Here is a 21,200-nt window from a genome sequence, read left to right as displayed (position 1 = left end):
CAAAGAAACATTAAATTAGAAGAAAATAATCTTTGCATCAAATATATTCTCCTGTTATAAAACTGCCGATTTTTTAGCTAAACTAGAAATAAGGCTTTCACGAAATGAATCAATCTGCACTAAGTGCGTTTTACCAAAACTTTTTAGGAAACTCTCCTAGATGGTATAAGCAAGCCATCATTGCTTGCCTTATTATTAACCCAATATTATTCCAAATCAGTCCTTATCTTGCAGGCTGGGCATTAGTACTTGAATTCATTTTTACTCTTGCAATGGCACTTAAATGTTACCCATTACAACCGGGTGGATTACTCGCTATTGAAGCCGTAATCATAGGCATGACCAGTCCAGAACAGGTGATGCATGAAATTCAAGTCAATATAGAAGTATTACTCCTGCTTATCTTTATGGTCGCTGGAATTTACTTTATGAAAAACCTCTTATTATTTCTTTTTGCTAAAATTGTTACTAAAATTCGTTCTAAAACAACCGTTTCCTTACTCTTTTGTGTCAGTAGTGCCTTTTTATCAGCATTCTTAGATGCTCTGACAGTCATTGCTGTGATCATCGCTGTAGCTGTTGGCTTTTACGCGGTTTACCACAAGGTAGCTTCAGGTAAAGAAAACCACCATCACGACCATGACCACACCTGTGATCAAAGTGTACAAGAGCTTTCACGTACCGACCTAGATAACTTTCGCGCCTATTTACGAAACCTAATGATGCACGCGGGTGTAGGTACTGCCCTTGGTGGCGTTTGCACAATTGTTGGTGAGCCACAAAATTTAATTATTGGTCAACAAGCTGGCTGGGATTTTATTGAGTTTTTCATTCGCATGTCGCCTGTTACCATTCCTGTTTTTATTTCGGGGATCATTACTTGTATTTTACTTGAAAAGCTTAAATGGTTTGGTTACGGCTCATCATTACCCGACAGTGTGCGCCAAATTCTCATTGATTACGAAAAAGAGCAATCTAAAAAACGCACTAAAAAAGATAAAATGAAATTGGTTATGCAGGGGATTGTTGGTGTTTGGTTAATCATTGGTTTAGCACTGCACCTTGCCGCGGTAGGATTAATCGGTCTAACCGTGATTATTTTTGCCACATCATTCACTGGAATTACAGAGGAACATCAAATCGGTCATGCTTTTGAAGAAGCATTGCCATTTACCGCATTACTTGCAGTGTTTTTTGCTGTAGTTGCAGTAATTATTGACCAGCAACTATTTACACCTGTTATCACTTGGGTATTAACTTTCGAAGGTAATATGCAATTAGTCGCATTTTATTTAGCAAATGGTTTCTTATCAATGGTAAGTGACAACGTATTTGTTGGTACAGTTTATATTTCAGAAGTACAAAAAGCGTTACAAGCTGGTATTATTACGCGCGATCAGTTTGATTTACTTGCCGTTGCCATTAATACAGGTACAAATTTACCAAGTGTAGCAACGCCTAATGGTCAAGCTGCTTTCTTATTTTTGTTGACCTCTGCAATAGCACCTCTAATAAGACTATCATACGGAAGAATGGTGCTTATGGCTCTCCCCTACACAATTGTACTAACAATTGTAGGGTTACTGACAATATCATCAGGATTACTCGAGCATAAAACGCAAGCGTTTTACGACGCAGGTATTATTTCCCATCATAAGGTTGAAACGAAGCAACCGATTACTAACGCTCATTAATAAAAGCGCCAGTTGGCGCTTTTTTTTTAATATTTTTTTACTCTTTGGCTGATGACATCAACCATCGTTCTAGGTAATCTAACGTAAAAAAGAATAAGGAATTTTTGTGAATTTTTTGAGTCATTTAACTACGAATAAAAACGCTTGGCTATTGCTATTTATAACGGCACTAGCACTAGAGTTTTCTGCTTTGTATTTTCAATATATGATGGGTTTAAAGCCTTGTGTCATGTGTATTTACCAACGCACAGCTATGTGGTCAATAGTATTAGCAGGCGTAATCGGGTACTTCGGATGCTCTTCTGTATTTGGCCGAATAATCGCCTATGGGCTATGGGCCACAGGCGCCATTTGGGGCTTATTAATCGCAATGGAACACGTAGAAATGCAAAATGCTACTATGTCGTTTTTATTTGGTTGCGAATTTGTACCTAATTTTCCAACCTGGGCACCACTGCACGAATGGATACCAACGCTATTTAAAGCCGATGGTAGTTGTAATGATATTGACTGGCAATTTCTAGGACATAGCATGCCTCAATGGATGGTAGTAATTTTCAGCATATACACCGCAGCTTTTGCCGCTATTTTATTAAGCCGATTAAAACAAACTAAAATGTTTTAAATAAAAAGAGGCCATATAAATATATGGCCTCTTTTTTAATTGAACATATTCTTCATGCTATCAGCAAATGCAACAAACTTTTCCTTTATTGTTCTTTTAAGCTTAATGTCAACGCCACCGAAAACAACGAGACCTTCAATAACAATGGTTGGAGAATTAATGTGAGCAAGTGATGGTGCTTTATTTGAAACCCCACCAAAGATGCAGAACGCTTTAGAAACAACATTTACATTTTCAGGCACGTAAATATTTTCACCACCAAATAAACAAAAAACTTTCAAGGTCGTACGCTGTTGAGAAAACACAGCATCACTAAAATCAATATTACTACCACCAAACACACTAACCGTACGTATTTCTTTTGCAACCGACCAACGTCCGCTTCTATCACTACCACCAAAGATGTTCACCATATAATCGGTATCGTCACCTTCATGTGGTGCAAATTGTGGAACGAAGTCACGTTGTTTATTGCTTACATAATCTTTATCAACTTCAAGATCCAAATCATCAGCTAGTGCTGCTATTTCAGTATTATCCTGGCTATTCATAGCCGTATCTAGCCTTCTTTCAAACGCCTCAAAGGAGAGTTTTCCATGGCTATAGTTCATAATTAGTTGGTCAATAACTTCATCACGAACGGCATCAATGGGTCTGTCTTCTATTTTAACGGGCATATGAACTTCCTATTTCTTTATTTTTCTTAATTAAAGCAAAATATACACCAAAAAACATTCATTTATAAAACATACAGTTAACAAATTAACGTTTAAAATGTATCGTTAAATTGACGTTATTTTGTCTAATAGACAAATTTATCGTTTAATTAACCAACGTTCACGTTTAACGAAACGTTAAAATAAGTCGATGTCCCCTTCTTCAACAAAATTGCTAATTTCACCTATTTCAACCAAATGCTCATAATTTTGTATTTGATTACGCCCATGCTCTTTCGCGTAATAAAGCGCTTTATCAGCACGATCGAAAACAGATTTAGGATGATCATGCTTTGATATTTGCGCATAACCACAACTTATCGAAATACTACCAACCATCGGGAACTCATGACTAGCAACGTTCAATCGAAATTTTTCCAAAATACTTTCAGCACCTTGTTTTGAAATAGGTTCAAAGATAATAACAAACTCTTCGCCGCCAAATCGAAATAGCAGATCATTACCACGAAAACATTCATTCATTAATTGTGCTAAAACCAGTAACACTTCATCGCCATAAATATGGCCATACTTATCATTTACACGTTTGAAAAAGTCTATATCAACTACAGCTAACCAACTTTGCTGATGCTCGTTTATCTGACGCACCCCTCTATTATTTTGCATGTTGTTTTTATGGGATTTATGCTGTTCCTCAAGCATCAAACTTAATCGATTATCATATGTTCTACGGTTGTTTAAACCTGTGAGTGTATCCGTTTCACTGCAGGCTAAAATAGCATAAAAATTCTGACAGACTTTGGATATCGCAACTATCGTATCTCTATATAATGCAATGTTACTTAATATCGAAACATCGATGACATAAGCAAGTTTTTGATTAATAAATATTGGCACAAATAAATGATGCCGATTATGTTTGCACCGGTACTGTATAGGCTCTTTTTGCATACTTGCATGCTCTCTAACACATGTTAACGTTGCTTTATCAACGTTTTCCCCCCAGGTAAAATCTGTTTTGCCATCATTCAATACATTTGTTTTCAACGTAATAACTTGCTTTTCATGTTCATAAAGTGTGGTCGAATATTGAAATAGAGCAATTGAAGCGTTTGGCACAAGTTGCGCTAAAGTAGCTAGAATACTGTAACTAAATTGATCAGAGTCAGTACTATTCGTCAATTCAACAATAGAGTCTAATATTTCGTTATTCATTGATTTATTGTTACATTTCCTCAACATCACACAGAATAATAATAGACATAAAAATGTAGAATTGCTGTTAGCGCTCCAAAATTTAAAAAAAAAAGTTGATATCGAGTTACTCGACATAGGAATGTGAAAAAATTCCATGTAAAATCTTAAAGGTTATTATGTGAAAACTTTAATTTTGCCGATATTGAGATTTTAATGACCATAAATATTAAAAGTCAGGAAGAAATAGAAAAGATGCGCATTGCTGGAAAGCTTGCATCAGATGTATTAGAAATGATTGAGCCTCACGTTAAAGCGGGGGTTACAACCAACGAGCTGAATAATTTATGTGCTGAGTACACAGAAAAAGTGCAAGAAGCAATTTCTGCTCCTCTTAATTATCACGGTTTTCCAAAATCTATTTGTACATCAGTAAATCACGTGGTTTGTCACGGGATCCCTAATGATGAACCTTTATTAAATGGCGATATAATTAATATTGATATCACCGTTATTAAAGATGGTTACCATGGCGATACCAGTAAAATGTTCTTAGTTGGTGATGTGACGCCAGAAGACAACCGCCTCTGCCGCATTACCCAAGAAGCTTTATATGTTGGTTTAAAGAAAGTAAAACCAGGCAATACATTCGGTGAAATTGGCGCAGCGATTCAAAAATTCATTAAGAAATCAGGTCGCTATTCAATTGTGAAAGAGTATTGTGGTCATGGCATTGGTAAGGAGTTTCATGAAGAGCCTCAGATCGTTCATTATAAAAATAATGATAAAACGAAGATGCAAGAAGGTATGTGCTTTACCATCGAGCCGATGATAAACCTTGGCCGCGCGAACACTGTTTTAGATAAAGAAGACAATTGGACTGTTTATACCATTGATGGCAAAAAATCTGCTCAATGGGAACATACAATAGTTGTAACTAAAACTGGCTGTGAAATTCTGACATTAAGAGCGGAAGAAAACTTACCAAGAATATTACACAACTAGTCTTTTTCTAACACTTATAAGAGAGCGCGATTTTGCTTCACGATAATATAGTTCCTCAATGTTTTACTGATCAGCTTTGTATTAGCGCACCAAACATTGAAACTAAAGAGATTTGTCAACTAAATGAAAAATTTTGCGTTTGGCAAAAAGAACAGTTTGTCAGTGATGATGTCAGCAAAGTTCTAAATGCACGCGCTCATTTTGTCGATAAGATCCTCACTAAACTATGGTCGCAACATCAACTTGACGAATATCAAATTAGTCTACTAGCCGTAGGTGGCTACGGTAGAGGTGAATTACACCCTTTTTCTGATGTAGATATTTTATTGCTTACGCAAGAGAATATAGAACAAGATGTAGAGAACAAAATATCCGCCTTCATCACACAACTATGGGATATTAAACTCGATATAGGTCACAGTGTTCGCAGTATTAAAGAATGTTTAAAGCAAGCAGTTAACGATGTAACCGTTGCAACAAACTTAATGGAAATGAGACAAGTGTGCGGCAATACGGCCCTTACAGAACACTTGCAGCCGCTGCTAAATGAAGATGTGTTTTGGACTGCTAAAAAGTTTTTTGTGGCCAAGCGGGAAGAACAGTTAGCAAGACACAAACAATATAATGGTGCTTCTTATAACTTAGAGCCAAACCTAAAAGCAAACCCAGGTGGCTTAAGAGACATTCAAACTATTGGTTGGGTTGCTAAACGACACTTTAATGCCGACTCTTTGGCTGAACTGGTTGAGCATGAATACTTGACTCATAATGAATATAACGAGTTATTAGAATGCCAAATTTACCTTTGGCGTATGCGTTGTGCATTACACTTTATTGCCAATAGAAGCGAAAATCGACTGTTATTTGATCATCAGGCTGACGTAGCCAAATTAATGGGGTTTGGTGATCAAGGTAAAGTTGCTGTTGAACGCATGATGAAGCGTTTCTACCGAATCATAGGACGCGTTTCAGAACTCAACAAAATGTTACTTCAGCATTTTGACTATTCCATTTTACGCGACAAGAAACATAATAAAGAAATAATACTTAATGATGATTTCGTCATTCTAGACGGTTACATTAAAGCAACCAATAAACAAATTTTCATGCGTTCAGTCAATATCATGGAAATGTTTTTACTGATCGCCAAGCACGACGAAATAGTTGACCTACACTCAGAAACTTTACGGTTAATGCGTAACGCTCGTCGCCGTTTGGTTTCAGGACTTATGGATTATGCGCGGTGTCGAGAAATTTTTCTCGAAATTATTAGGCACCCACGTGGGCTTGGATTGCCTTTTTCTTTAATGCACCGTCATTCCATTTTAAGTGCCTATTTACCCGCCTGGCGTAATATTGCCGGACAAATGCAATTCGATTTATTTCATGCATATTCTGTCGACGAACATAGTTATCGTTTACTTAAAAATTTGTACCGTTTCACGCAAAAAGAGTATTCGCAAGAGTTCCCTTTATGCAGTCAAATAGTGCAACGTATTAGAAAACCAGAAGTGTTATTTTTAGCGGGTATTTTTCACGACATTGCCAAAGGAAGAGGTGGTGATCACGCTGAATTAGGGGCTGTTGACGCACTACAGTTTAGTCATGACCATCAATTAAACAAACATGATGGGCGAATGATTGCATGGTTAGTAAAACAACATTTATTGATGTCTGTAACGGCACAGAGACGTGATATTTCAGATCCTGAAGTTATAAAAAACTTTGCAAGTATCGTTCGTGACGAAGCACACTTAGATTATCTTTATTGTTTAACTGTCGCAGATATGCGAGCGACCAATGAAAGTTTATGGAATAGTTGGAAAGAGAACTTACTTAAAGAACTTTATAACTCGACAAAAAGAGCCTTTAGACGTGGTCTAGAAAAACCAGTAGATTTACGAGAAAAGATAAGAGAAAACCAACAAGGCGCGACGCAATTATTGCTTGCACAACAATTTAGTGAACAAGAAATAAAAAGCCTTTGGCGTCAGTTTAAAGCCGATTATTTTTTACGATATGCACCTGCTCAAATATCTTGGCATTGCGCGCATATTCTAAAACATGACCAAGAAAAACCCTTGGTATTAATTAGTCCGACACCTTATCGCGGTGGCACAGAAGTATTCGTTTATGCGAAAGATAAGGCCAATATCTTTGCCACTATCGTCGCATTACTAAGCGTCAAAGGTTTTTCTATTCATGATGCAAAAATAATCACAACTAAGGGTGGCTATACAGCAAACACATTTGTAATTCTTGACCATCAAGGTAATGCCATAGATGACAGCTATCGTGCCATAGAATTAGGTCAATCACTGACAGAAGTATTAAGTCAGGGTAGCTTTGAATTTACTCCAAAACCTCGTACGAAGCGATTAGAACAGTTTAGAGTACCAACGCAAGTTAGTTTTGTAGAAACACCGACCCAAAGAAGTACATTATTAGAAATTGTCGCGCTCGATAAACCCGGGTTATTGGCGGACTTTGCTAACGTATTTCAGTTATGTAAATTGAATATTCACTCAGCAAAAATCACCACTTTTGGTGAAAAAGCAGAAGATGTATTTATTGTATCAAATGCTGAAAATAAAGCATTAACTGAGGCAGATAAGACGCAGTTAACCGCCAAACTTAAAGAAGAATTAGATAGTTAGATTTACACGAAATTAGGAAAAATCATGTCAGAATTACAAACAATTATCGAACAAGCATTTGATAATAGGATGGATATTACACCGTCAAATGTTTCTACTGAAATAAAAAATGCCGTATTAGATACCTTAGAGTCATTGAACAATGGTTCTGCTCGCGTAGCAGAGAAAGTTGCAGGTGAATGGGTGGTACACCAATGGCTGAAAAAAGCCGTACTGTTATCATTTCGCATATGGGATAACGAAATCATAGATGGTGCAGAAAGTAAGTTTTTTGATAAAGTGCCATTAAAATATACTGACTACACTGAAGAAAAATTTGCTAAAGAAGGCGTACGCATTGTGCCACCTGCAACAGTAAGAACCGGTAGTTATGTTGGTAAAAACGTTGTTGTAATGCCGAGCTATATCAATATTGGTGCATTTGTTGATGAAGGTACAATGGTAGATACCTGGGCGACTGTCGGCTCATGTGCACAAATTGGCAAGAATGTACATTTATCTGGCGGTGTTGGTATTGGCGGGGTATTAGAGCCATTACAAGCCGGACCGACAATTATCGAAGATAACTGTTTTATTGGCGCACGCTCAGAAATAGTTGAAGGTGTCGTTGTTGAAGAAGGCGCTGTAATTTCTATGGGCGTTTATATTGGACAAAGTACGCGTATTTATGACCGTGAAACAGGTGAAGTTCATTATGGACGAGTACCAGCAGGTTCTGTTGTTGTTCCAGGCAACTTACCTTCTAAGTGTGGAACTTATAGTTTATATGCTGCAATTATTGTGAAAAAAGTTGATGCTAAAACACGCGCTAAAGTTGGCATTAATGCATTACTTCGTTCGGTTAGCGATGAATAATTAATTCACTATCATGATAAAAAAGAGCGCCTATCGTCCTCCATGGACATAGGCGTTATTTTTTTGACACTCATAAAATCAACTCACATCCTTTAAAAAAATAGCGCTAAAAAATCACAGCACACAAAAAAGTAAGTGTTTTAATTTCTATATTTTTTAATTAGTTGCGAACAAAAAAATCACATACTAATGCATTCATTGACTATTGGCACACCCCTTGCGATATGCCTAAAGAGTTTCAAAGAAGGCAAAAATTATGACTGTGTTTAAATGGGTTTCACTTATATTAATGACTTTATGTAGTGCTTGCAGTAGCACGAGTAAACAGGTCAGTTATACCGAAAAGCGAGCGATTGTGTCAGATCATATGCTAATGATGTCATTACTGGATCGTCCCGTTACTGAAGATCAAAAAATTATGTTAGCGTTTGCTAATTATCAAGAACAAATGCAACACACGTTAAAAACACCAGCCTTTGTTAGACCTATTTCTGTGATCGGAAACTCAGCAGAAAGCAGTCAGTCGTTAATGCCAAATTATTACCAAACGTTGATCGCCAAAGATATCAATGCAGCTCGTATAAGTGGACCTGAATAAGTAAATCGAATCACAGGAAATCAGACCAACCTAACTGATTAAATATCGCTAACCATTGTTGATCAAACTTAGCTTCTATAGTGATCTGCTCTTCTGTTACTGGGTGTTGAAAAGACAAGGAATAAGCGTGAAGCATTAAGCGTTTCAAAGCAAAATGCTGAAAGAAAAAAGGGTTTTGTTTATTGTCTCCATAATTTACGTCGCCAATAATGGGATGTCGTAAATGAGCAAGATGTCGTCTAATTTGATGCCTTCTTCCTGTTTCAGGTAGTAGCTTTAACAATGAATAACGCACCGTAGGATACTTACCAACTGCGAAAGGTAACGTTGCGGTAGCAATTGACTTATACGCAGTAATAGCCTCCTTTGCTTCTTGTTCTTTACTAGCATATTTATCACCAATTTTATCAAGCTTTATTTTAATCGGATAATCAATACAACCTTCTCCTAAGAGATGTCCTCTGCTTATCGCAAAATAAGTTTTTTGAATTTTTTTGTCTTTAAAGACTTGATTCATTGCTCTAGCAATATTTTCGTTAAGCGCAAACAGTAATACACCAGAAGTTGGTTTATCTAAACGATGAACTGGATACACATATTGGCCTATTTGATCCCGTATCAACTGCAGTGCAAAATATTTTTCATCTTTATCTAGAAAACTACGATGAACAAATAAGCCCGAGGGTTTATCAATCGCAACAAAGTATTGATCATGATATAAAATGTTTAACTCTGGCTTTTCAGTAATAATAGCTGACAAAAATATCCACCCCATGGTTTAGTTTATGCCATATTATCTCTATAATGCGCGCATGTTTCGAGAATTAATTTTCATATGAATACCATAGCTACTATTACTGAACTGCTGGCATTATCTAATTGCCAATACCGTATTTACGACTTAGGCCGACGTGTTGAGAAACTTAGTAAAGAAACCTTTGAAAAACTCGAACATAATCAGTTGCCGCACCCTACCCCAATTCAAGGACATGCACACTTTGCCGTATGTTTTTGGCAAAAACAGTCGACTACGCCTTATTTGTGGTTTATTAAAATACCACTCGATGAACGGGGTCTACTGAATCAAGGTGCTCGAAATCACTTTATTGCAATAATTGTTGAAGCATTAGGTACCGATTTATCTGTTAACCCAACAGAGAAACAAGAAGAGTTGCTCAAGAATAATCCATATATTTTTACACCTAGTCAATATAAGCTAGCTATGTTAAACAGTTTGCTTACTTTAGAGTTAAAACAACCAGCAAGTAAGTACTATCAGAGTGTTGTCACTTATTTTACCAAACAACAGTGGTCGCAATGGCATACGTTAGGTGCCCAAGGTATTAGCGATTTCGCCGTTCGACACGAGAACGATGGTCACCAATCATTATTAATAGAAGCTATACCTGAATTACCCATTGAAGTATTACAGCCTCTATGCAGTGCGTTAGAAAATATTGCCCTATCGGCAGAGGTAATTCAAACGATAGTTAACCGTTTAAACAATGCCGAAGAAAATAGCGAAAAACAAATCCTTCTCAGAGCTCTCGCGTCAAACGCAGAACACCCTTATGCGCTATCAGTAATCGAGAAAATGATTTCCAAACAATCAACAAATAGTGAATTACTGATTATCATCGCAGGCAGGTGTTGGCAGGTCCTTGCAAATAAAGAGCTCTGCTTAACGTTCTTAGAGACCTTAGTTGCAGTAGATGCACAACTCTTTGCGGCAATATTTAAAGATTTAGTTGCGATCCCAACAATTCGCCCTCATCTATTCCAGTGTATGCGAGATTCAGACCGCAGTAACAATTTAGCGCAAGCAATTGGTACGCTATTTAACTAAGGATTATTATGGGTGACTTTTATATTATACTGTTGATTTTTCTAGTTTTTTGGTTTTTTATTTTTCAACGAAAAGTTGCTGAAACAGCTAAAAAACATGTTGATCGCCACTGTAAGCAAGAAGGACTACAATTAATTTCAATTGCAAGACGATCTACTAAATTAGCATTTTCTAAAAGGTATGGCCCACATTGGCAATGTGTCTTCGATTTTGAATTCAGCGGTGATGGAGAATCAGCTTATTCTGGCGCATTAACAATGGCGAACTTAAAACTGGAACAGATACACACCCCAGCCTACCGTATTTAAAATCAGATACATGGAAGTTTGTTATACCTCTCTAATGCATACGTGTAAGTAACATCTTATCGAGGGTTAAAAGTCCTTATAATAGGTCGAAATACTACCTACTTACCTCAAAAACTATAAACAAAAAAGCTAAGGCAAAAGTTATCACAAGCTTGATGATACCGAAGACGCCTACTACACATGCGTTTCACATCCTTTTAGTACCTAAGGATGTGGAGTATTTCATTAAAATATATTTAAATTTATATCTTTTTATCGACGCCTCTTGCACTTTATAGACGATCGGTCTATATTTGTTTTATGACACTAGTAAATAATAAACCTCGAAGAGGTAGACCACCAAAAGCTTCCCGAGAAAACAGGGATACTAAAGCAGATTTAATTCGTAGCGGTCTAGAACAATTAACAGAAAGCGGTTTTGCATCATCGGGTATAGATAAAATATTGAAAAAAGTAGGTGTACCTAAAGGCTCATTTTACTTTTATTTCTCGAGCAAAGAAGCATTTGGTCACGCTGTTATCGACAGTTACGCACGCTATTTTGAAACAAAGCTTGAGCGTTACCTTCTAGATACAGATTATTCGCCACTACATAGAATCAATAATTTTGTTGAAGATGCAAAACACGGCATGACAAAACACCAATTCAAAAGAGGATGCTTAGTTGGCAACTTAGGACAAGAAGTCGATCTTTTACCCACGAGCTATAGACAACGGTTAATTGAAATATTTATAGATTGGCAGAAAAGGATGGCAACGTGCCTTAAACAAGCACAAGAAAGTGGAGAAATAGCTACTACTGTTAATTGTCAAAATTTAGCTGAATACTTTTGGACGGGTTGGGAAGGTGCAGTTAGTAGAGCAAAGCTAGAGCAATCTACAAGACCATTAGATGTTTACCTAGATAATTTTATCTCGGGTTTACCACGTTAAAAAAATTTACTTATTAATAGACGACCAGTCTATATTTGGAGGTATGTTATGTTTCAAGGTATTTTAATTGAAAAAGATGATCAAGGTTATAGGTCAAGTATTAAGCAACTAGACGACAGCCTACTGTCTGATGGCGATGTGACGGTAAAAGTATCTCACAGCACAATTAATTATAAGGATGCGCTAGCAATAACCGGTAAAGCGCCAGTTGTAAGATCATTTCCCATGATCCCTGGGATAGACTTAGTAGGTACGATAGAAACGAGCAGTTCTAGCAAATTTTCTGTTGGAGACAAAGTTCTACTCAATGGCTATGGTGTTGGCGAAATGCACACTGGTGGTCTAGCACAAAAAGCAAGACTTAATAGCGATTGGTTAATTGAGCTGCCAAGTGCTTTTACACCACCACAAGCAATGGCTATAGGCACCGCAGGCTACACAGCTATGTTATGTGTTATAGCATTAGAAAAACATGGTGTTACGCCAAATAGTGGTGAGGTGCTCGTTACTGGCGCAAACGGCGGAGTTGGTAGCTTTTCTATCGCGATTTTGTCTAAACTTGGTTATACAGTTGTCGCTTCAACAGGACGAGTGGAGCAGGCAGAATACTTAAAAAGCCTCGGAGCAAAAGACATTATTGATCGTAATACTTTATCAAAACCTGGTAAACCATTAGCAAAAGAACGATGGGCTGGTGTAATAGATTCCATAGGAAGCCACACATTAGTTAATGCCTGCGCAAGTACTAAATATGGCGGCATTGTTGCAGCATGTGGTTTGGCGCAAGGCATGGATTTACCTGGTACCGTCGCCCCGTTTATTCTTCGCGGTGTTACATTAGTAGGTATTGATAGTGTTATGAGACCCCTAGAAGATAGAGTTGAAGCTTGGAAAAGACTAGCAGAAGTTATAGACACTCAAGTAATAGATGAAGTTTCTCGTACAATAGACTTGTCAGAAGTCGTAACAGCGGCAGAAGATTTGATCGCTGGAAATATCAGAGGACGCGTAGTTGTAGACTTAAACTAACAGCCACTTATTTATGATATTTATAACGAATATTAAGATGCATTAGACATACTTTTATCAGTATATAAACTACTACAATACACCTTAGGGTTTCTTAAAAACTAGAAAAAGGAAAAGCGACTTTCGTCGCTTTTCCTAAGATCAGATACGTCCAATATCTAAATCTTTACTCAGTGTCATCCTGACAGGGCCTCCATTCCCTTTTACAAACGTTCCCTCGTACAAATAATATCGTTTCCATTCATCAACGTCCTGTTGAATTAATATCCCTACTAGCATCCTGCTACTATTATTTGGTTAAACATCCTATGTTTATCATCCGTTTGCTATCCTTGCCAATCTGAGTTACATCAACGTCGATCTATCCTTAATCGATTAGTTTTACATCATCCTTAACAAGAAGTTCCCTTTCGCTATGTCGTCCTGACATGATTAATTCTAGCAAAGCCGACTCCTTGTAAAAGCGTCATTTATAAAATAATTCAACAGCACTTAATTCCAACACAACTGAAAAGACATAATTTACATTTTAATTCATATACTTATAAGAAAATCTAAATATAACACTTACAACTTTTACCAAGAAATCTGACGTACCTGTAAGAAATGTCTTACATAATAAAGGCTAAAATATGTAACGTTAAACAAAACGTACATTTAAAACCGAGTTGTTCACATAACAACCAAAGTATGTCATTTCTCGTACGAACCATAAGAATTTCACTGACAATCGATTTAAAAATGATTACCCTTGCGGTAGATTTTCAATGACTATCTTTTCACGCGGAGTGTTTGTGCCTTTATTTTTATCTCTTTTCTGTCAGCAGGGTATCGACAATAGATTACGCTACAGCGTAATTATATTGGTAAGCCACCTATTTTATTTATTATTCTCTGCAATGTTTCATCAATTTATGAGCATTAAATTGCTTATCGCATTATTTGTTACTGTGGTTATTTTCTTTGCAAGTAAAAGAAGGTTAGCTGATGCTCAGTTGCATGGTCCTTGGCTTTATGTACCCGCATTAAGCTTTTTACTATCTGCTTTACTCATGGTTTTTGTTGATGTTATTGCCCTATATTGGCTAATTTTACTACCCTTGTTTCTAGCGTCTTTACTATTAACCTACCCTAGTAAAGGCAATAAGCGACGCCATCAATATATTTTGGGCTATTCAGGCCCAATTGACTTATCTCAATTTGTAAATAAAGAAATACACCAAACAAAAACGCGTGTAGAGCCAAACCTTGGTCCGTCTGAACAACCCTTGTTAAGTGACGATGAATTGTTAACTAATCATCATCAACAACAACAGTTTGCCCATCAATATAGTAGTACTTCCTCAACAAGCGATCTTGGTGAACATATTAGAGCAAAGCTATTAGGACATAACAGCAAGTATACTTTGGCTGCCGTCATCGCAATTGTTATTACTGGTATTGTAATAACAAGCCTACTGACCACTGATAAGCCAATTGATATCACACAGTCTAATGAAAATGATCACGCAAAAGCCCTCAATAAACCGAATTTAGAACGGTTACATCCATTAACAATGCCTGACGATTTTACATTAAGTTTAAGCATCTATGATGGTATTTTTATTAGTTGGCAGGCTGACATCACTAACGAGAACAAAGTATGGGATATCACGACCGTTCAAGGTGACAAAAGCTGTGAGTTATTAGTATTCAATAATGATAAATCTTATAGAGTCATGCAGGTAAATGTAGAAAATCAAGATACGTATATCGCTGCCTTTACACCGCTAGATAGTGCTGAGATATTAAATAATATCGTGTATCGTGGCAGTTTTAAGCTCTGCGGTTATGATTTTTCATTGAAAGGAACACAAGCACTTATAGGCAAAAATAAACACTATGCGAAACTTCTGCCTTCAAGTTAAATAGTAACGCTGATTAGATATGTAGCTGTTCTTCCCGAATAACAACCTAGCAAAAGAAAAAATGCGGCCCATAATGAGCCGCATTTCTCTAACTAGCTGTATGCATCCTGCATATCAATTTCCCGCTTCATCCCTAAACAGCTGTCCCTAGCCTTTCCTTTGTTAATTCCATCAACATCCTTAAAGATCCATCTAAACAGCCGTCCTCAGCCGTATCAGTTTCCCTAAACCATCCATGTTACTAACAATCTTCCGTGAAGCTATCCATGTAGCTAACATTCAATCTCTTCCCGAGATTATTCCTTTGCGAGCATTCAGGTGCTCTTGACCGTCCTAGTCAATGTCGTCCTGACATGATTAATATTACGCTGAATGCTATTTTTTAGCAGGCCTAATAATAATGTTTAATTGCTTGTAAATTTTTTGTAAAGACAAGAAATAAAGATATTACCTTAAAAATCAAATAGTAATCATAAAGTCCCTTCCAAAAATCTGGATGAAATGACTTTATATCTCACGCCAATGTAAGACATGTCTTACGCAGTTACTCTCCTATATCTGCACTAGCAAGATACATCACAAATCATGATAATTTAGTAGTTTTTAAACGCGAAGGTGTTTTCATAAGAATTGCGCCGTAAATACGACGCAATATGATAATCGTGTGCCTATTTAAATTTAAGAGTTAAAGCAAACACAAATGAGTTAATATTTTGCCTTTCGGCTCAATTACTACAGGGCTTTACGCTTTTTGTCGATAATGTACCATTAAAGAACCACTCACATTACCTACAGTTACTTCTTTAATAAACTCATAATCCACATCTTTAAAGAACACTTTGTATTTTTCGTTAGTAGCATAAACGGCGACCCCTTCACTCTCAGGGTAATCATCAAGTAGTGTATTTACTGCAGCCATTAAGTAATGACCGAAGCCATGATGTTGATGCAAAGGATGTATCGCTATAAATGACAAAATATGAAAATTTGTCATTGGTACAGCAGACATGACTGTCTCTTCCTTTTCGATCATTTGCTTAGTACTAAAATACCCTGCTCCCAGAAGCATTTTTAGCCGCCAATGCCAAAAACGTTCAGCCGTTACGCCATCATTACAATTATTTAAACAAGCAACGCCTACCATGGTCTCACCTAAATAAAGACCAACAATAGGCTGTTGTGCTTGCCAAAAGGCATTTAGCTCTTCTCTAATAGAGGACCGTAGGCGTTGTTCATAATCACTTTTCTCTCCATTGAATATCTCTAGAAAAACAGGGTCATCATGGTAAGCCTGATATAACAAAGATACGGCTAACTTCAACTCTTCAGCTGTCAAATACGCCGCTTTGATATCATCTTTTGTGGCATTAGTGATTGCTTGAGACATTTACTATCCTCTTATTGTTGTTTTTCTAAACAATAGCAGTAAATTAAATTAGAAATCAAATTACGATGTTGCTTGTATAATTTCTTCCACTAATGTTAACGCGCTCTTATTTGTTGCTGGTAGTTGTACATTAGAGGTACTTTCTGCCCTTGGTTTCAGATCAAAATAAACCACATGAGCACTCCACGTTAATCCGCCACCAAAAGCAGGTATAAGTATATGCGAATGAGCTTCAACGTCCCCTTGCTCTATTGCTTCAACAAATGCAACCAATGCCGTGGCTGCAGACATATTTCCGTACTTCTCAATATTTACAAAAACTTTCTCGCTTGGCAAAGATAGCTTTTTTGCCAGCGAATCAATAATACGTAAGTTCGCTTGGTGCGGCACAACGAGTGATATATCTTCAGCAGTTAAATTAAGCTTAGCAAGTGTTGATTCACAGCCATGTGCCATACCTGCAACTGCTTTTTTAAAGATTTCTTGACCAATGAAGTTCCAATGCGCATCGCCAAGTACACGCCCTTTATTCGCATACTTCATTCCCCAACCTTCTACAGCAAGTATATCGCGTGACTCACCAAAACAACCAAGTGACTCAGCCAACACCCCAGCTTTCTGCTCAGATGCTTCTAAGTAAAGTGCTGCTGCACCATCACCAAATAAAACCGCTACATCACGATTTTTCCAATCCATAATCGGAGAGATAACTTCTGCACCTATAACTAAGGCTGAACGTACAACGCCACTTTTAATCATTGCGGTTGCTGTCGTTAAACTATACATGCCACTTGTACAAGCGGTGTTAACATCCATACAAGCTGCGCGTTCAGCACCTAACATACGTTGAACATTTGAAGCAGCATTTGGACAAAGTTCATCAAATGTGGTGCTACCAAAAACAATTAAATCGACATCTTGGGCCGTTTTTCCTGCAGCCGCTAATGCCCGTTCACATGCAACATACGCCAATTCACTTACAGGTACATGAGAAATTCTTCGTTCTTTCATTCCCGTTCGTGATGTAATCCATTCATCACTCGTATCTAAAAAGGTCGCCAAGTCATCATTAGTTAGTTTTGCAGGTGGTAGGCACTTGCCCCAGCCTTTTATTGCAGCATACGTCATAAATCATCTAATACATTTGAATTTGGTTAACTGTTCATACCAGTTATTGTAATGATCCTATAACCACACGCACTGCAAGTCTACGATAAATTGTGACCTAATCAAAAAGTGGACCTTTTTTAGACTATATTTACCTTAGCTACAGCAAAATAAGGAAGCAATATGACGAATCATCACACCTACAAGAAAGTTGAACTTGTTGGTTCTTCAACGACCAGTATAGAAGATGCCATCAACAATGCATTGGCAGAATGCAGCAAGTCTGTCGACCATATGGATTGGTTTGAAGTGGTTGAAACACGTGGACACATAGTAGATGGTAAAGTAGGACACTTTCAAGTAACGTTGAAAATTGGTTTTCGAATTAAAAACAGTTGATTACTCATATTTTTTGCGTTATATCAAAACATTAGCTTAACCAATACGCTAATGTTTTGACTGACAGTTCATTTATCATTCATAAGAAGAACGCCATAAAATGCAATTAACCAACAAAGCAGGAAGCCCCGTCCATTGGGAAGATTATATTAAGTCAGGTAACCGTATTTTTATCGGTTCAAATGCCGCAGTTCCCAATGCATTAATTGATAATTTAATTGATAATAGTGCGCAGTTGCACGATATCGAAACCGTTCACATTCTCACTTTTTCCGAAAATGTTTGGGCTAAACCTGAGCATAAAGACCTTTTTAAAGTAAATACGCTATTTATTGGCGGCCAAAATGTCAGAGAGGCTGTAGCAGAAGGACGTGCTGATTATACTCCTTGCTTTATTTCCGAAATTCCAACGCTATTCAAACAAAATATATTGCCGCTTGATGCAGCCTTGGTGATGGTAAGCCCTCCTGATGAATATGGTTATTGTTCTCTTGGCGTTAGCGTTGACGTTGTCGCCTCTGCGGTAAAGTCTGCTAAGTTTGTCATTGCGCAAGTTAACTCGAAAATGCCACGCACAAATGGCCATAGTTTTATTCACGTCAATCAAATACACGCCTGGCTTGAAGCAGAACAGCCATTGCCTGAAATCCCTGATCAACAAATCGATCAAGTAAGCGAACGTATTGGTCAATATGCTGCAATGTTAGTAGAAAACGGTGCCACAATTCAGGTAGGCATCGGCAAAATCCCCTCAGCAGTACTTAAATACCTTATTAATCATAAAGACCTAGGTGTCCATAGCGAAATGATATCTGATGGTATTATTGACCTGATGAAAAGCGGTGTAATAAATAACCGCCGAAAAACCTTTCACAAAGGTAAAACGGTCACTACATTTTGCATAGGCACACAACGACTATATGACTTTGTAGACCAAAATCAGCATGTAGAGTTTTACCCATCTGAACATGTAAACTCTCCGGTAAACATCGCAAAAAACGAAAATATGGTCTCTATCAACAGCGCCATCGAGGTTGACCTTACAGGTCAAGTCGTTTCAGACTCTATTGGTCATCAGTTTTATAGCGGTATAGGTGGACAAGTTGATTTTGTTAGAGGCGCTTGGTTAAGTAAAGGTGGAAAGCCGGTAATCGTACTGCCCTCTACAACAAAAGACGGCACTATTTCACGGATCGTCCCTCATATTACAGAAGGTGGTGGAGTAGTTACCTCTCGCGGGCATGTTGGCTACGTCGTTACAGAATTTGGCATCGCTAACTTAATTGGTAAAAGTATAAGAGAGCGTGCATTAGAACTAATACGCATTGCTCACCCAAAATTCAGAGAAGCTTTACTACAACAAGTGCGTGAACATTATTGGGTGCCTGCATACCAAGACAATACCCCGACATCTGTCCCTGAATTAGGGGAAATAGAACTTAAAAAATTCACCCTAGGTGGTGAACGTTTCATTCTACGCCCGTTGAGTCCATCTGACGAGCGCCGACTCCAAGAATTCTTTTATTCTCACACCAAAGAAACCTTAATGATGCGCTACAACCATCACTTAACTCAAATGACACGAGAGAACTCTTGCCAACTTGTAAGTGTTGACCAACATAAAGATCTTGCATTGTGTTTTACGCAGCGCGATCATTTAGGCGAAGTTATTCAGGCTGTAGGTCGTTATTATTATATTGAAGCCGCAAATGCTGCAGAAGTTGCCTTTGTTATTCGGGAAACCCAGCGAAGTAAAGGCATGGCAACAACATTGTTATTACAAATGATCAAAATTGCCAAAAAACGTAAACTATCTAAACTTGTCGCTTGTGTAAGAAGAGATAATGCCCCAATGTTGAAAGTATTTGAAAATGCAGGTTTTATTCGAGGTTATTCTGAAGATTTCGATGAGATATCATTGAACCTAACGCTCGATGAGCAACAATCAGCTCTAAAGGAAATTACATGACTGTAGGTATCTTTGGCCATCATCGTTGTAGTGGTCATATTGTCGGTGAATATCACCCTGAGTCTCCGGCGCGTATCGATGCTATTCAAGATCAATTAATTCGAAGTGGTCTGGAATATGTGATCAAGCAATTTGACGCTACACCTATCGATAAAGACTTACTTTTGTTAGCCCATGATAAACATTATGTCGACTATATTTTTGAAAATGCGCCTAAAGAAGGCGTTTTCAGGTTAGATGATGACACAGCCATGAACCCAAAAACATTAGAGGCTGCACGTTATTCCGCGGGCGCAGTTAAAGATGCAATTGATCGTGTCATGGATGAAACGTTAACCTCAGCATTTTGCATTACTCGCCCACCAGGGCACCATGCAGAGCGCGATAAAGGTATGGGCTTCTGTATTTTTAATAATATTGCTATTGGCGCTGAATACGTAAAACAACAGTTTGGTCTATCGCGTGTCGCAATTGTCGATTTCGATGTACACCATGGCAATGGTACGGAAAACATTATTAAAGATAAACAAGGAGTATTGTTTTGCTCAAGTTACCAATATCCTTTTTACCCTTTTGAAATGCAAGAAAGCGACACGCCACCCATTATCAATACACCACTTGCGGCAACCACAAAAGGCCCCGAGTTTAGAAAAATAATTACCGAAAAATGGTTACCTCAATTGCATGCTTTTAAACCCGAGTTTATCTTTATTTCAGCAGGTTTTGATGCCCATATAGAAGACGAAATGTCACAAGTAAGTTTAACTGAAGACGACTACCGCTGGGTAACAGAACAAATTAAATCAATTGCTGATACTTATGCAAATGGCCGAATAGTATCAACACTAGAAGGTGGTTATGCTTTAAGTGCTCTCGGTCGCTGCGCTGTTGCTCATATAAATGGGTTAATTGGTAATTAACCCGTCATTCAGTAAGTAATCCACCTGCATAATAGGTGGCTTCGACCAGGCTCCCTGTAAGGGCGCTTATTTCTCTCAGCTTTTACTGTG

At 37.7% G+C, this 21,200-nt stretch carries 19 protein-coding genes; 14 read left to right on the top strand and 5 right to left on the bottom strand.

Annotated features, from left to right (window positions below; all coding sequences use genetic code 11):
* The first annotated feature begins 104 nt into the window (after positions 1-104).
* Together nhaB and dsbB are read left to right on the top strand one after the other, a co-directional pair.
* On the top strand, positions 105-1,694 hold the full coding sequence (gene nhaB, locus QUE09_RS06915; protein ID WP_286235469.1) for a sodium/proton antiporter NhaB: 1,590 nt from the start codon (positions 105-107) through the stop codon (positions 1,692-1,694).
* Between the two features lie 106 nt (positions 1,695-1,800).
* Positions 1,801-2,319 carry a disulfide bond formation protein DsbB gene (gene dsbB, locus QUE09_RS06910; protein ID WP_286235468.1) on the top strand — a complete coding sequence of 173 codons (519 nt, stop codon included), beginning with the start codon at positions 1,801-1,803 and terminating at the stop codon, positions 2,317-2,319.
* Positions 2,320-2,354: 35 nt separating this feature from the next.
* Here the strand turns inward: dsbB and QUE09_RS06905 are convergent, their stop codons facing one another.
* Both QUE09_RS06905 and QUE09_RS06900 read right to left on the bottom strand, forming a co-directional pair.
* Positions 2,355-2,996, bottom strand: coding sequence for a LiaF domain-containing protein (locus QUE09_RS06905; RefSeq protein WP_286235467.1), 642 nt, complete (start codon positions 2,994-2,996; stop codon positions 2,355-2,357).
* Positions 2,997-3,173: 177 nt separating this feature from the next.
* Positions 3,174-4,211 (bottom strand): GGDEF domain-containing protein, encoded by a 1,038-nt coding sequence (locus tag QUE09_RS06900; RefSeq protein ID WP_286235466.1) that lies wholly within the window; start codon positions 4,209-4,211, stop codon positions 3,174-3,176.
* A 195-nt stretch (positions 4,212-4,406) separates the two neighbouring features.
* Here QUE09_RS06900 and map point away from each other — a divergent pair, with 195 nt between their 5' ends.
* The 4 genes from map (at position 4,407) to QUE09_RS06880 (ending at position 9,305) form a co-directional block, all read left to right on the top strand.
* Positions 4,407-5,195, top strand: a complete 789-nt coding sequence (map, locus tag QUE09_RS06895; RefSeq protein WP_286235465.1) for a type I methionyl aminopeptidase — start codon at positions 4,407-4,409, stop codon at positions 5,193-5,195.
* A gap of 32 nt (positions 5,196-5,227) precedes the next feature.
* A complete protein-coding gene (glnD, locus tag QUE09_RS06890) occupies positions 5,228-7,852 on the top strand; it encodes a [protein-PII] uridylyltransferase (protein WP_286235464.1) in 2,625 nt (874 codons plus the stop codon).
* A 24-nt stretch (positions 7,853-7,876) separates the two neighbouring features.
* A complete protein-coding gene (gene dapD, locus QUE09_RS06885; protein WP_286235463.1) occupies positions 7,877-8,707 on the top strand; it encodes a 2,3,4,5-tetrahydropyridine-2,6-dicarboxylate N-succinyltransferase in 831 nt (276 codons plus the stop codon).
* A 256-nt stretch (positions 8,708-8,963) separates the two neighbouring features.
* Complete coding sequence (locus QUE09_RS06880) at positions 8,964-9,305, top strand: hypothetical protein (protein WP_286235462.1); 342 nt, start codon at positions 8,964-8,966, stop codon at positions 9,303-9,305.
* 10 nt (positions 9,306-9,315) lie between these two features.
* Here QUE09_RS06880 and truC read toward each other — a convergent pair whose 3' ends face one another.
* Positions 9,316-10,080 carry a tRNA pseudouridine(65) synthase TruC gene (gene truC / locus QUE09_RS06875; protein ID WP_286235461.1) on the bottom strand — a complete coding sequence of 255 codons (765 nt, stop codon included), beginning with the start codon at positions 10,078-10,080 and terminating at the stop codon, positions 9,316-9,318.
* 60 nt (positions 10,081-10,140) lie between these two features.
* Between truC and QUE09_RS06870 the strand changes: the two genes are divergently transcribed.
* The 5 genes from QUE09_RS06870 (at position 10,141) to QUE09_RS06850 (ending at position 15,328) form a co-directional block, all read left to right on the top strand.
* Complete coding sequence (locus QUE09_RS06870; protein ID WP_286235460.1) at positions 10,141-11,151, top strand: DUF3549 family protein; 1,011 nt, start codon at positions 10,141-10,143, stop codon at positions 11,149-11,151.
* Positions 11,152-11,159: 8 nt separating this feature from the next.
* Entirely contained in the window at positions 11,160-11,459 is a 300-nt protein-coding gene (locus QUE09_RS06865) for a DUF3301 domain-containing protein (RefSeq protein ID WP_286235459.1), read from the top strand.
* A 300-nt stretch (positions 11,460-11,759) separates the two neighbouring features.
* Entirely contained in the window at positions 11,760-12,392 is a 633-nt protein-coding gene (gene acuR / locus QUE09_RS06860; RefSeq protein WP_286235458.1) for an acrylate utilization transcriptional regulator AcuR, read from the top strand.
* Between the two features lie 48 nt (positions 12,393-12,440).
* Positions 12,441-13,421 (top strand): acrylyl-CoA reductase (NADPH), encoded by a 981-nt coding sequence (gene acuI, locus QUE09_RS06855; protein ID WP_286235457.1) that lies wholly within the window; start codon positions 12,441-12,443, stop codon positions 13,419-13,421.
* A 767-nt stretch (positions 13,422-14,188) separates the two neighbouring features.
* Positions 14,189-15,328, top strand: coding sequence for a hypothetical protein (locus QUE09_RS06850; RefSeq protein WP_286235456.1), 1,140 nt, complete (start codon positions 14,189-14,191; stop codon positions 15,326-15,328).
* A gap of 742 nt (positions 15,329-16,070) precedes the next feature.
* Here the strand turns inward: QUE09_RS06850 and QUE09_RS06845 are convergent.
* Together QUE09_RS06845 and QUE09_RS06840 are read right to left on the bottom strand one after the other, a co-directional pair.
* The gene (locus tag QUE09_RS06845) at positions 16,071-16,715 is read right to left on the bottom strand and encodes a GNAT family N-acetyltransferase (RefSeq protein WP_286235455.1); all 645 of its coding nucleotides are present in this window, start codon (positions 16,713-16,715) and stop codon (positions 16,071-16,073) included.
* 60 nt (positions 16,716-16,775) lie between these two features.
* A complete protein-coding gene (locus QUE09_RS06840) occupies positions 16,776-17,843 on the bottom strand; it encodes a ketoacyl-ACP synthase III (RefSeq protein ID WP_286235454.1) in 1,068 nt (355 codons plus the stop codon).
* Positions 17,844-18,005: 162 nt separating this feature from the next.
* On the opposite strand from QUE09_RS06840, the gene QUE09_RS06835 reads away from it, so the two are divergent.
* The 3 genes from QUE09_RS06835 to QUE09_RS06825 all read left to right on the top strand — a co-directional run bounded on the left by QUE09_RS06835 (position 18,006) and on the right by QUE09_RS06825 (position 21,110).
* Complete coding sequence (locus tag QUE09_RS06835) at positions 18,006-18,221, top strand: dodecin (protein WP_286235453.1); 216 nt, start codon at positions 18,006-18,008, stop codon at positions 18,219-18,221.
* A 100-nt stretch (positions 18,222-18,321) separates the two neighbouring features.
* On the top strand, positions 18,322-20,190 hold the full coding sequence (locus QUE09_RS06830) for a GNAT family N-acetyltransferase (RefSeq protein ID WP_286235452.1): 1,869 nt from the start codon (positions 18,322-18,324) through the stop codon (positions 20,188-20,190).
* Complete coding sequence (locus QUE09_RS06825; protein ID WP_286235451.1) at positions 20,187-21,110, top strand: histone deacetylase family protein; 924 nt, start codon at positions 20,187-20,189, stop codon at positions 21,108-21,110. Before QUE09_RS06830 ends, QUE09_RS06825 begins: the two co-directional genes overlap by 4 nt.
* The last annotated feature ends 90 nt before the right edge of the window (positions 21,111-21,200 follow it).

This window comes from Thalassotalea sediminis (assembly GCF_030295915.1).
Taxonomy (GTDB): Bacteria; Pseudomonadota; Gammaproteobacteria; order Enterobacterales; family Alteromonadaceae; genus Thalassotalea_C; species Thalassotalea_C sediminis.
Note: the sequence above shows the minus strand (reverse complement) of the source record. Positions and strands in the feature narration are given on the sequence as shown.